11 protein-coding genes and 1 pseudogene are annotated in these 12,572 nt (G+C 71.8%); 4 read left to right on the plus strand and 8 right to left on the minus strand.

Annotated features, from left to right (window positions below; translation table 11 throughout):
- Both ACZ619_RS26330 and ACZ619_RS26335 read left to right on the plus strand, forming a co-directional pair.
- Complete coding sequence (locus ACZ619_RS26330; protein ID WP_469603572.1) at window positions 1-1,242, plus strand: SAV2148 family HEPN domain-containing protein; 1,242 nt, start codon at window positions 1-3, stop codon at window positions 1,240-1,242.
- A gap of 102 nt (window positions 1,243-1,344) precedes the next feature.
- A complete protein-coding gene (locus ACZ619_RS26335; protein ID WP_469603574.1) occupies window positions 1,345-2,064 on the plus strand; it encodes an exonuclease domain-containing protein in 720 nt (239 codons plus the stop codon).
- 88 nt (window positions 2,065-2,152) lie between these two features.
- Here ACZ619_RS26335 and ACZ619_RS26340 read toward each other — a convergent pair whose 3' ends face one another.
- Window positions 2,153-3,022, minus strand: coding sequence for a phosphotransferase (locus tag ACZ619_RS26340; RefSeq protein WP_469603577.1), 870 nt, complete (start codon window positions 3,020-3,022; stop codon window positions 2,153-2,155).
- 387 nt (window positions 3,023-3,409) lie between these two features.
- Here ACZ619_RS26340 and ACZ619_RS26345 point away from each other — a divergent pair.
- Window positions 3,410-3,541 (plus strand): annotated as a pseudogene (locus ACZ619_RS26345) (carbohydrate ABC transporter permease); the annotation flags it as partial.
- A 57-nt stretch (window positions 3,542-3,598) separates the two neighbouring features.
- On the opposite strand, the gene ACZ619_RS26350 reads toward ACZ619_RS26345, so the two are convergent.
- Entirely contained in the window at window positions 3,599-5,842 is a 2,244-nt protein-coding gene (locus tag ACZ619_RS26350; RefSeq protein WP_469603579.1) for an MMPL family transporter, read from the minus strand.
- Between the two features lie 394 nt (window positions 5,843-6,236).
- Between ACZ619_RS26350 and ACZ619_RS26355 the strand changes: the two genes are divergently transcribed.
- Entirely contained in the window at window positions 6,237-6,779 is a 543-nt protein-coding gene (locus ACZ619_RS26355; protein WP_469603582.1) for a DUF1697 domain-containing protein, read from the plus strand.
- A 101-nt stretch (window positions 6,780-6,880) separates the two neighbouring features.
- Here the strand turns inward: ACZ619_RS26355 and ACZ619_RS26360 are convergent, their stop codons facing one another.
- From ACZ619_RS26360 to ACZ619_RS26385, 6 genes are all read right to left on the minus strand, one after another.
- Window positions 6,881-7,321: a hypothetical protein gene (locus tag ACZ619_RS26360; RefSeq protein WP_469603584.1), complete on the minus strand. Its 441-nt coding sequence runs from the start codon at window positions 7,319-7,321 to the stop codon at window positions 6,881-6,883.
- An 82-nt stretch (window positions 7,322-7,403) separates the two neighbouring features.
- On the minus strand, window positions 7,404-8,147 hold the full coding sequence (locus ACZ619_RS26365; RefSeq protein WP_469603587.1) for a sirohydrochlorin chelatase: 744 nt from the start codon (window positions 8,145-8,147) through the stop codon (window positions 7,404-7,406).
- A gap of 6 nt (window positions 8,148-8,153) precedes the next feature.
- Window positions 8,154-9,086, minus strand: coding sequence for an ABC transporter permease (locus tag ACZ619_RS26370; RefSeq protein WP_469603589.1), 933 nt, complete (start codon window positions 9,084-9,086; stop codon window positions 8,154-8,156).
- Window positions 9,073-9,858, minus strand: a complete 786-nt coding sequence (locus ACZ619_RS26375) for an ABC transporter ATP-binding protein (protein WP_469603591.1) — start codon at window positions 9,856-9,858, stop codon at window positions 9,073-9,075. The genes ACZ619_RS26370 and ACZ619_RS26375 overlap by 14 nt, the downstream gene beginning before the upstream one ends.
- Before the next feature lie 32 nt (window positions 9,859-9,890).
- The gene (locus ACZ619_RS26380; protein ID WP_469603593.1) at window positions 9,891-11,003 is read right to left on the minus strand and encodes an aliphatic sulfonate ABC transporter substrate-binding protein; all 1,113 of its coding nucleotides are present in this window, start codon (window positions 11,001-11,003) and stop codon (window positions 9,891-9,893) included.
- A 231-nt stretch (window positions 11,004-11,234) separates the two neighbouring features.
- A complete protein-coding gene (locus tag ACZ619_RS26385) occupies window positions 11,235-12,572 on the minus strand; it encodes a sulfate adenylyltransferase subunit 1 (RefSeq protein ID WP_469603596.1) in 1,338 nt (445 codons plus the stop codon).

A 12,572-nucleotide genomic window follows, 5' to 3' on the forward strand; every position in this document is an offset into this window, starting at 1 on the left:
GTGGGCTCGGGAGGCCTGGAGCTGCCCCCTGGTGACGAGGGTCACGAGGGGAACTCCACAGACGTCCCGCCCGGCGCGGTGTCCCTGGCCCGGCCGATGGACGCCACGGGCTCCATCGGACCGGAGCTGCAGTGGGGCGCCGACGCCTGGCTGGAGGTGCGTACGCGCGCCCAGCGGGCCGGCCGGGCCTACATCTGGCTGAACCTCGTCGAGCAGCGGCTGCGCGCCGTCGTGGCCGCCGTGCTGCGGCCCATCTACGAACCCGTCCACGGCGACGAGTGGGTGGTCGCCGCGGCCGGGCCCGCCGGCCAGGAGTGGGTCCAGCGGGCGGTCGCCGTCCGCGAGGTCAGCCGCCGCAAGGGCTATCTCCTCGACCCGGCCGACGACAACGTGATCAGCTTCCTCACCCTGCCGCAGCTGCGCGAGCTGATGGTCCAGCACTGGCCCTGCTTCGAGCCCTACTTCGACGAGCGCCGCGACGTCGAACTCGCCCTGGACGAGCTGGAGGTGACCCGCAACGTCGTCTCCCGCAACCGGGCGCTGTCCGAGGCCGTCCTGAACCAGGCCGAGCGGGCCTCCGCCCGGCTCCTCGAGATGCTCGGCGCGGGCGGCGACGTGCCCTCCGCGCGCCGGCTCCCGGTGGACGCCGTCGAGGACCTGGTCGGCGACCGGTACGCGGACGTCGTCGCCGTCCACCCCGACCGGGTCCGCCTGATGCGCCAGTTCCCGGCCGAGGACTTCTTCGGCGGCGCCCGCCGCCTGGACGCCGTCGGCATCGGCCTCAACCTGCTCGTGCAGAACTTCTCCGGCCGCCGTCTGGTCCGCCTCGCCGAGACCGGCTGCCGGGTCCGGCTCCTCTTCCTCAACCCCGCCTCCAGCGCGGTCAAGCGCCGCGAACGCGAACTCGGGATGAAACGGGGCGAACTGGGCCGCTCGGTGGAGATGAACATCCTCCACATGCGCCGGGTCCGCTCCCGGCTCCGCGACCCCGGCGCCTTCGAGATCCAGGTGTACGACGACACGCCCCGCTTCTCCGCCTACCTGGTGGACGGCGACGGCGCGGACGGCGTCGCGGTCGTCCAGTCCTATCTGCGCGGGGCGCGCGGGATGGAGTCGCCGGTCCTGGTGCTGCGCAACGGCAGCAAGGTGGTCAAGTCGGACGACGTGGTGGAGAGCGGGCTCTTCCCGACATACCGCGAGGAGTTCGAAACGTCCTGGGCGGATTCGCGTCCCGTGTCCTGATCCCTCCGCCGGGCCAAGCGGAACGCGGTCTCCTGATTGTCAGTGGCGCATGCGAGGGTGGAGACCACTGGGGGAAAGCACCACCAAGAAGGGGGGCCGCCCATGGGCTGGCACCAGGAGCTCCTGATCGGCTTCGACCTGGAGACGACGGGTACGGATCCGCGCGAGGCGCGCATCGTCACGGGCGCCGTGATCGAGGTCAGGGCCGGGCAGGAGCTGGGCCGCCGCGAATGGCTGGCGGATCCCGGCGTCGAGATCCCGGCGGACGCGGTGGCGGTGCACGGCATCAGCAACGAACGGGCGGCGGCCGAGGGCCGGCCGGCCGACCAGGTCGCCGACGCCCTCGCCGACGTCCTCACCGGCTACTGGAGAACGGGCGTCCCGGTCGTCGCCTACAACGCGGCCTTCGACCTCACCCTGCTCTCGGCGGAACTGCGCCGCCACCGGCTCCCGTCGCTCGCCGACCGCCTCGGCGGCCTCGACCCCGCGCCGGTCGTCGACCCGTACACCATCGACCGCTGGGTCGACCGCTACCGCCGCGGCAAACGGAACCTGGAGGCGGTCTGCGCCGAGTACGGCATCACGCTCACCGCCGCCCACAACGCCTCGGCCGACGCCCTCGCGGCGGCCCGCCTGGCCGGCGCGATAGCCGACCGGCACCCGAAGATCGCGGCCCTGGGCCCGGCGGAGCTGCACCGCCGCCAGGTGGAGTGGTACGCGGAGTGGGCGGCGGACTTCCAGCAGTTCCTGCGCCGCAAGGGAGAGGCGGACGCGGTGGTCGACGGGGCGTGGCCGATGCGCCAGCCGGCCGACGCCGTCTGAGCGCCGGGCCGGTCACGTGGTGCGGTTGCCGCGGGCCGGTGGGGGCCGGTCGCGCGGTTCCCCGCGCCCCTTCGCGGGGCGCCGCCGCTCAGAAGGGATACCAGCGCACCGACTCGTCGCCCTCCCGCAGCGACGTCACCCGGCGTTCGAACTCCGCGAGTGCCTTGGGGTTGCTCGGCGCGTGCTGGGCGACCCACGCGCAGCTCGCCGTCTCCCGGGCCCCGCGCAGCACACCGCACCCCTCCCACTCGCGCACGTCCCAGCCGTAGGCCCCGGTGAAGGAGTCGTAGGCCTCGGCCGGCAGGCCGTACCGGTCCCGGGACAGTGCCATGACCACCAGGTCGTGCTCGCGCAGGTCCGAGGAGAAGGTCTCCAGGTCGACCAGCACCGGTCCCTGCGGCCCGACATGGACGTTGCGGGGCAGCGCGTCCCCGTGGATCGGCCCCGGCGTCAGCCGCGGCGTCAGCGCGGCCGCGGCCGCCGCGAAGCCGTCCCGGCGCTCCCGCAGATACGCCGCGTCGGCGGGGCCGACCGCGTCGCCCGCGAGCCGCAGCCAGCGCTCCACCCCGCCCAGCAGCTCCCGCGGCGGCAGCGGGAAGGGGGGCGCGGGCAGGGCGTGCACGATCCGCAGCAGCGCGGCCAGATCGCGCGGTTCGGCGGGGCGCACCGGATCGGCCAGCCGGTGCCACATCGTCACCGGGTGCCCGGCCACGAGCCGCGCCTCCGGCTCGGCGGCCCGCACGGCCGGGACACCGGCCTGGGCCAGCCACCCGGCGATCTCCAGCTCGCGCCGGGCCCGGTCGAGCAGCTCGGCGTCACGGCCCACCTTGACCACCAGGTCACCGGCGGCGAACACCGCGTTCTCGCCCAGGGCCAGGAGCGAGGCGCCGGCCGCCGCACCGGGACCGGGCAGCACATCCGCCGCGGCCAGCACGTCCCGCGCCCTCGCCTCGTCCATCGTCCGCCTCCGTGTCCGTTCCCGGAGCCCGCCGGGCCGGGCCCGCGGCTGTGCGTGTGCACACGGCGTCCTGTTCTCGCCGTCCGGCGGTCAGTCTCGCATCCGCGAAGGCCGGTCGCGGTGCGCGGTGCCTTGACGGGACCAGCCGCCTTCACGACCATGACCGGGCCGGACGGGGCCGTGCGAAGGGGGACGACACGGCATCGCTCACCGACGCGGCGCCCCGGGGACGGCCGGCCGCGTCCGCGGTGGCCGACCGGGGCGCCTGGTTCCTGGTGCTGCCCGCCCTGATCCCGACCCTCGTGCTCAGCGTCGGCCCGCTGCGGCCACCGCGTGGGTGGTGGTCGGTCAGGCGTTCCCGTTCGTGCTGGTGATCACCCGCTGTTCCTGGTGCTGCTGAAGACACCGGAGAGACAGACCCTGCCGGTCGTCCTCACCCGCTTCATCGGCGCGGAGGGCGTGGCCGACCTGGGACCGCCGGCCGCGGCCGCCCTCCTCGCCGCCCTGCCCCCGCTGCTGCAGGGTCCGCCGGCTCCCCCGGAGCCGACGGACCCTGTGCCGGGGGCGCCGCCGGCCTCAGACGCGCAGCCGGTCCTGCTCGCCCCGCGCCACCGGCGCCACCGGCTCCGGCGACTCGTCGTGGGTGAGGTCCGGCAGCCACCGCAGCCGGCGGGGCAGGTACCAGTTGCGCTCGCCGAGCAGCGCCATCACCGCCGGGAGCAGCACACCCCGGATCACCGTGGCGTCGATGAGGACCGCGGCCGCCAGGCCCACGCCCATCTGCTTCATCGACTGCATGGAGAGCGTGCCGAAGATCGCGAACACGGCGACCATGATCACGGCGGCGCTGGTGACGACCCCCGCCGTGGTGACCACCCCGTGCTGGATCGCGTCCTTCGTGGACCGGCCGCGCAGCCGGGCCTCGCGGATCCGGGAGACCACGAACACGTGGTAGTCCATCGACAGGCCGAACAGGATCACGAAGAGGAACAGCGGCAGCCAGCTGACGATCGCGCCGACCCCCTCCGCACCCACCAGCGAGGCGCCCCAGCCGTGCTGGAAGACGGCGACCAGGATGCCGTAGGCGGCGCCCACCGAGAGCAGGTTGAGGACGATCGAGGTGATCGCGACCGTCAGCGAGCGGAAGGAGAGCAGCATCAGCAGGAAGGCGAAGACGACCACGAAGGCGAAGACCGGGACGACCGAGCCCGTCAGCTGGTCGTTGAAGTCCTCGTTGCCCGCGACCGACCCGGTGATCGGCGCCTGCACGCCGTCGACCTTGCCGAGCGTGGCCGGCCGCACCTCGTCGCGCAGCTTCTCCAGGCTCCGTCCGGCCTTGTCCATGTCGGAGCCGCCGACCAGCGGTACGGAGATCAGGGCGACGTTCTGGGCGGCGTGCACCCTGATGTCGACCGGGCCGCGCGAGGCGCCCGAGCCGATCGCCCGCTCCCGGAACCCGGCCAGGGCCCGCCTGACCTCGGGGGCGTTGATGTCCTTGGCCCTGACGACCACCTCGGCGGGCTCGGAGCCGCCGGGGAAGGCCTCGTTGACACGGTCGTAGGTCTGCACGATCGGCAGCGAGCCGCCGAACTCCTGGTCCAGGGTGAGCTGCGAGGTCTTCATCCCGAGCGCGGGAGCGGCCACGGCGAGCAGCGCGCCCGCCGCGACGACCACGCAGACCAGCGGCCTGGCGAGCACGACCCGCAGGACGGCGGTCCAGAACCGGCTCTCGGACGGGCCGCCGGTCTCGCGGCGGCGCAGGAACGGGATGCGGCCCTTCTCGACGCGCCCGCCCAGCAGCGAGAGCAGCGCGGGCAGCACGGTCACGGAGCCGACCATGGCGACCGCGACGACCATCAGCGAGGCCAGGCCCATCGCCTCGAACTCGGCGAGGCCGGTGAACAGCATGCCCGCCATCGCCACGCACACCGTGACACCCGAGACGATGATCGCCCGCCCGCTCGTGGCGGCGGCGATCCTGAGCGCGCTGTCCGCGTCCCGGCCGGCCTCCCGCTCCTCGCGCTCCCGGCGCAGGTAGAACAGGCAGTAGTCGACGCCGACGGCCATGCCGACCAGCAGCATCACGGAGTTGGCGGTGTCGCTCATCGGCTGCAGATGGCTGACCAGGCCCATCAGACCCATCGTCGCCATGATCGCGGTGACGGCGAGCCCGATCGGCAGCAGCGCGGCGACCAGGGCGCCGAAGGCGATCAGCAGGATGCCGAAGGCGACCGGCACGGCCGAGTACTCGGCCCGCCGGAAGTCCTTGCCGAAGGCGTCGTCGTACTGCTTGTTCATGCTGGCGCTGCCGATCTCCTCGATCCGCAGCGCGCCGTGCTCCTGCTGCACGTCCCTGACGGCGTCCAGCACCGGCTCGACCCGGTCGGCCGCGGTGTCGGCGTCGCCGCGCATGTCGAACCGGACCAGCGCGCTGCGGCCGTCCTTCGAGACCGTCCCGGTGTCGTACGGCGAGGTGACGTCGGTGACCTCGCCGGTGCCCTCGACCGCGTCGACGACGGCCGCGACGGCGGCCCGGAACCCGGCGTCCGTCGCCTTGAGCGACGCGTCCCTGGACTGGACGAGGACCGTCTCCCCGGCCGGCTCCCTGATCCCCGCGTCGTCGATGATCTTCGCCGCGGTGTGGGTCTCGCCCTTGAGCTGGTCGCTCTCGTCCACGTCGACCCGGCCGGCCGCCGAGCCGAGTCCCATGGCCAGGACGACGAACAGCACCCATATGCCGACGGCGGCCCAGCGGTGCCTGGCGCTCCAGCCGCCGGCCCGGGCGGCCAGGCCCCGCACCCGCGTCTCTCCGCTTCCCATGACGGGATCCATGACGGATCTCCCCCTCGTGTGCGGTGACGGCCCCCAGCCGCCACGACTCCTTCACGACTTCCTTCGTTCGATTCGAAGGTAGGGGCCCGATAAGAACGACTCGTCGTACTGCCCGGTGAAGTGCGGCCGCCCCGTCTCGTCGCCCAGGAGGATGTCGGCCCCTTACATCTATCGCCGCATCTCGGGGGTGATGATCAGGGCTGTCCCTTCCGACGACGGGCATCCTCTTTGTGAATACGAAACCTTGTTGAACAAGTCACAGGCGCGTGTAGGAGTTGATCCGGACCGGTCCGATCAGCCAGAGTTTCGGGCAGCCGGGCTTGCCCGGCGCGGCCGCCGTGCCCGCCCCCACGGGGCACGGCGGCCGTTCTATGGTGTTCGAATGACGACGTATGCGGCACTGCTGCGCGGGATCAACGTGGGCGGCAGGAAGAAGCTCCCGATGGCCGAGCTGCGCGGCCTGATGACCGGGCTCGGGTACGGCTCCGTGCAGACCTACCTCCAGAGCGGGCAGGCCGTCTTCACCTCCGCCGCCGGCGACGAGGACAGCCTGGCGGCGGAACTGGCCAAGGCGGTCGAGGGGCGGTTCGGCTTCTCCGTCGAGGTGATCGTCCGGGACCACGCCTATCTGCGGGCGGTCGCCGAGGCCTGTCCGTTCCCGGCCGCCGAGCTGGAGGCGAAGCAGCTCCACCTCACCTACCTCTCCGAGCCGGTCACCCCGGAGCGCTACGCCGACATCGACCGGGCCGCCCACCTTCCCGAGGAGTTCCGCCTGGGGGACCGCGCGCTCTACCTCCACGCCCCGGACGGCCTGGGGCGCTCCAGGCTGGCGGAGGCGCTCTCCCGCCCCCGCACCAACCGGGGTCTGATCGCGACGACCCGCAACTGGAACACGGTCCTCAGGCTGGTCGAGCTGACGGGCTGACCCACCCGTCGGACGAGACGGCGGAAAAGGCCCGCGGGGGTCCCACCGCGGGCCTCTTCGTCACGGCCCTGCGCCCCGAGGAGCGCCGGACCGGCTCGGTCCTAGTTGATGCAGGCGCCCCAGGCCGGGGTGAGAGCGCCGGCCGGCACGTAGAGGAACGCGCACGCGTGGCCGTTCTTCTTCGTCTTGTGGACGACCTCGACGTAGCTGTCCTTCTTGACCGTCGGGTACTTGTCGTTGTGCCAGGTCTTCTGGTTGCTGACCGTCAGGCGCGGCGAGAACGTGGCCTTGTTGTAGCTCTTGACCGACGCGACGAACTGGTTCGTCCTGGCCCCGGCGTTGCCCTTCGTGCGGTAGGTGATGCAGACCGTGATGTCGTGGTCCTCGTCGCACTTCTGCGTCTTGAGCTTCTTCGCCGCGGTCGAGGCGGCCGTCGCTCTGGCGTTCTCCGCCGCGACCGCCGTGCCCGACAGCGCGGGGGTGGACGCCACGAGCAGCGCCGCCGCGACGAAGCCCGTCGCGGCCGTGATCTTCGTTCCCACGATTCGTTTCCTCCCGTTTGCTTGTGCACCTTGATCATTTCGCGCGAGGCGCAGCTGGGCAACGGAATTACGGGCGCTGTGCTCAGGCTGCCGCGGAGTGCGGCGCGCTGTGCGCGTCGGTGTACCGACGCAGCACCAGAGAGGCCAACTCCGGTGCGGAACCCAGGACATCGGCCAGGACATCGGCACCGCCGGAGTCGGCGCCCTTGGCGATGAGGTCCGGCAGCCGGCCCGGCGCGATGACGTACGGGGCGACCGCGACCCGGGCGCAGCCCAGGGCGCGCAGCTCGCGTACCGCGTCCTCGGTACGCGGAAGCGAAGCGGACGCGAACGCCGGCCGTACGGCGGACCAGCCCGTGTCCCGCCACCTGCGCGCGATGTCCGCGATCACCGCGACGGCTTCCGGGTCGGTGGACCCCGCCGCGGCCAGCACGACCCCGGTCGAGGGCTTGTCGGCGGGTGTCAGCCCCGCCTCGTACAACCGCCGCTCCAGCGCCGACACGAGCAGCGGGGACGGGCCGAGCACCTCGGCCTGCCGGATGCGCAGCTGCGGCGGCGCGGCGCGCAGGACCGCGGGGATGTCCGCCTTCGCGTGGAACGCGCGGGTGAGCAGGAGGGGGAGGGCGACGACGTCACGGACCCCCTCGGAGGCCAGGGACTCCAGGACCCCCGACACGGACGGGAGGTTGAAGTCCAGGAAGCCCGTCTCCACGCGCAGCCGGGGCCGCAGCGACCGTACCCGCCGTACCAGGGCGTGGACGGTCGCCGCGTGCCGCGGGTCACGGCTGCCGTGGGCGACGACGAGGAGAACGGGCTTCGTACACATGGAATGTCAGCTCTTCACCAGCAGACCGCGGCTGCGCAGCACCCACCGCTCCAGCGGACTGAAGATCAGCAGGTCGATCGCGATACCGACGAACAGGATGAGGAGGATCGCCTCGAAGACCATGGCCATGTCGATGGCGGTCCGCCCGTTCTCCAGCAACTGGCCCAGGCCGACCCCGAGATCGGGGAAGCTGGCGATGATCTCGGCGGCCATGAGCGAGCGCCACGAGAACGCCCAGCCCTGCTTCAGCCCGGCGACGTACCCGGGCATCGCGGCCGGGAGGACCACGTGCCAGGTGCCCTTCAGGCCGGTCGCCCCCATCGTGCGGCCGGCCCGCAGGAACAGCGGCGGCACCTGGTCGACGCCGGACACCAGCCCGTTGGCGATGGAGGGGACGGCGCCGAGCAGGATCACGGCGTACATCATCGAGTTGTTCAGCCCCAGCCAGACGACGGCCGGCGGCACCCACGCGACCGACGGCAGCGACTGGAGACCGGACAGGATCGGGCCGATCGCCGCGCGCACGAACCTCACCCGTGCCACCAGCAGGCCGAGCGGGGTGCCGATGAGCAGGGCGAAGAAGAAGCCCAGCAGACCGCGCGAGACACTGGTCCAGATGTAGCCGAGCAGCTCGCCCTTCAGCCAGGCGTCCTTGAACTCGGTGCCCACCGCGGCCGGGGACGGCAGCTTGCTGGGGTTGTCGACGACCGGGTAGAGCAGGGTCCAGGCCACGAGGACCACCGCGATCGCGACGAGCGGCGGCAGGATCTTCTTCCCGAACGTGTGCCGGAAGCTCTGCCGGAACGACGGCGGCGCCGTGACCGCGCTCTCCAGCGCGTCCAGACCGGCCTCCATGGAGCCGATCGCCTGGATCGTGCTCCTGGCCGGCCCCGCCGTGCCCTTGGACAGGTCTGTCGCCCGCGTCTCACTGCTGGCCATGGCGGCGGATCTCCCCACGCAGTACTTCGGTGATCTCAAGGGACAGTTCGGCCACGGGCGCGTCCTCGATGCGGCGCGGCTGGGGGATGCCGACCTCCCACTCGCGGGCTATGCGGCCCGGGCGGGAGGACAGCAGGACGACCCGCTGGGCGAGCCGTACCGCCTCGCGCACGTTGTGCGTGACGAACAGGACGGAGAGCCCGGTCTCCTCCCAGATGCGGGTCAGCTCGTCGTGCAGCACGTCCCGGGTGATGGCGTCCAGCGCCGAGAACGGCTCGTCCATCAGCAGCAGATTGCTCTCCTGCGCGAGTGAACGGGCCAGTGCCGCGCGCTGGCGCATGCCGCCGGACAGTTCGTGGACGCGCTTGTCGTACGCGCCCTTCAGCCGGACCAGTTCGAGCAGCCGCTCGGCCCGGTCCCGGCGGTCGTTCTTGGGAACTCCCCTGAGCTTGAGGGCGAGTTCGATGTTCTTGCCCGCGGTCAGCCACGGGAAGAGGGCGTGCTCCTGGAACATCAGGGCGGGCCGCCCGTCCGTCGCGATGGTGCCCGTGGTGGGCTCGTCGAGCCCCGCCACCAGGTTCAGCAGCGTGGACTTGCCGCAGCCCGAGGCCCCCAGGAGGGTGACGAACTCGCCCGGAGCGACATCGAGGCTGATGTCGTCCAGGACGAGCTGCTGCCCGCCAGGGGTCGCGAAGGACTTCGAGACATGCTCGAGGCGTGCCGCGTACTCCACCGACTCGCCGGCCTCGGCTAGCGTCGTGGTCGTGGCCATGGTCGTCACCTCCTGGGGTCCGTCGGTGGGTGTCAGCTGCTGCCGAGACCGGCGTCGTCGACCGTGCTCTCGCCCTCGGCCTTGAGGACCTTGTTCAGGACCGTCAGGTCGTAGATGCCCTTGAGGTCGGGCTTCTCCAGCAGACCGGCCTTGACCGCGTGCTCGGCCTCGGTGTTGAGGGTGGCGGCCAGCGGGTCGTCGGTGAACTGGATGGAGGTCCAGGCCGGGTCCAGCACGTCGGCCGGGAGCGCCTTGCCGGAGTCCGCCTCCAGCTGCTTGTTCGCGGCGGCCTTCGCCTTGTCGGGGTTGGCGTTGATCCACTTGTTGGCCTCGACGGAGGCCTTGAGGACGGCCTCGACCGCCTTCGGGTGCTCCTTGAGGAAGTCCTGGCGCACGATGATGTTCGTGATCACGAACTTCTTGTCGGGCCACAGCGTGGACTCGTCGAGGATCGTCTTGCCGCCCTCGGCGACCAGCTTGGACGCGGTCGGCTCCGGCACCCAGGCGCCGTCGATGGAACCGGCCTTGAACGCGTCCGGCGTGATCTTGTTGTCGGTGCGGACGACCGTGACGTCACCCTTGCCGCTCTGCGCGTCGACCGTCCAGCCCTGGTCGGCTATCCAGTTGAGGAACGCCACGTCCTGCGTGTTGCCCAGCTGGGGCGTCGCGATCTTCTTGCCCTTGACGTCCTTCAGGGACTTGATCTTCTTCGGGTTGACGACCAGCTTGACACCGCCCGACGCCGAACCGCCGATGATCTTCAGGCTGGTCCCGTTGGACTTGGTGTAGCCGTTGATCGCGGGCGAGGGGCCGATCCAGCCGATGTCGATGGACTTCGAGTTCAGCGCCTCGATCTCGGAGGGACCGGCGTTGAAGGTGGCGTACTCGGCCTTGGTGGCACCCAGCTGCTTCTGGAACAGGCCCTGCTCACGGGCGACCAGCGCGGTGCCGTGGGTGAGGTTGCCGAAGTAGCCGATCTTCACCGAGTCCAGGCCGTCGATCTTCGACGATCCGGCGGCGACCTTCTCCTTGGCGTTGCCGCCGGTGGACTCCGACCCGTAACCGCAGGCGGCGAGTGCGAGGAGGGGCAGGGCGGCGGCCACGGCGAGGCCGCGGCGAAGGAGCGTTGAGCGGTTGGCAGGCACGGGAGGCTTTCCTCTCGTTGGCCCGGCGGTCACGGTCTCTCAGGTCGTGGCCGGGAGGTCGGCAGGTCTTCGTCGCATCCGGGACGTCGGGTGGGGGGCCAGGGCGCGCAGGCAGTGCGCGTACGTCATCGCGCACATCGCGCCACCCCTCCCTGCCCGCTGCCGAGGGCGCCGCTGCCGACGCGGCCGCCCTCCTTCGCGAACGTCGAGTAGACGTCGGTCATCGTCATGTCAGAAGTCCCAGCCGTCGTCTTCGGTCTCGTCCTTGACCGGCTCGGGGGAGGCGAACGACTCGCCGACCATGCCCGCGGTGAGCGTGGTGCCGTCGGCGGGGTCGATCAGGATGAACGAGCCGGTGCGGCGCGAGTCGGCGTAGGAGTCGACCGGCAGCGGCTCGGCGGTGCGGATCTTCACGCGGCCGATGTCGTTGGCGACGAGCCGTCCCGGGTGCGGGTGCAGGGACAGGTCGTCGAGCGTGAGCCGGGACGGGATGTCCTTGACGACCGCCTTGACCGTGCGCGTGCCGTGCTTGAGCAGCACCCGGTGCCCGACGGTCAGCGGCTGGTCGGCCACGTGGCAGACGGTCGCCTCGACGTCCTGGGTGGTCGAGGGGGCGTCCTTGGTCGGGACGATCAGGTCGCCGCGCGAGACGTCGATGTCGTCCGCCAGCAGGAGGGTCACCGACTGGGTGGTCCAGGCCGTGTCGACCGGCCTGCCCAGCAGGTCGATGCCCGAGATCGTCGTCGTACGGCCGGACGGCAGGACCGTGACGGCCTCGCCGACGCGGAACGTGCCGGCCGCGATCTGGCCCGCGTAGCCCCGGTAGTCCGGGTGCTCGGCGGTCTGCGGGCGGATCACGTACTGCACGGGCAGCCGCGCGTGGCAGTGCGCCAGGTCGTGGCTGACCGGGACGGTCTCCAGGTGCTCCAGCACGGTCGGGCCGCCGTACCAGTCCATGCTCGCGGACGGCTCCACGACGTTGTCGCCGACGAGCGCCGAGATCGGGATCGCGGTGACCTCGGGGACGCCCAGCTCGGTCGCGTACGCCGTGAACTCCTCGGCGATCCCGGCGAAGATCGACTCCTGGTAGTCGACCAGGTCCATCTTGTTGACGGCGAGCACCACGTGCGGGACGCGCAGCAGGGCGGCGATGGCGGCGTGGCGGCGGGTCTGCTCGACGACCCCGTTGCGGGCGTCGACCAGGATCACGGTCAGCTCGGCCGTGGAGGCGCCGGTGACCATGTTCCGGGTGTACTGCACGTGCCCCGGGGTGTCGGCGAGGATGAACCGGCGCCGGGCCGTGGCGAAGTAGCGGTAGGCCACGTCGATGGTGATGCCCTGCTCGCGCTCGGCGCGCAGTCCGTCGGTGAGCAGCGCCAGGTCGGGGGCGTCCTGGCCGCGGCTCGCGGAGGCGCGCTCGACGGCCTCCAACTGGTCGGTGAGGACCGACTTGGAGTCGTGCAGCAGCCGTCCGACCAGCGTGGACTTGCCGTCGTCGACCGAACCGGCGGTCGCGAACCGCAGCAGGGTCGTCTCGGTCAGGCCGAGTTCCGTGGTGCTGGTGCTCAT

The organism is Streptomyces sp. NPDC104367 (assembly GCF_055583825.1).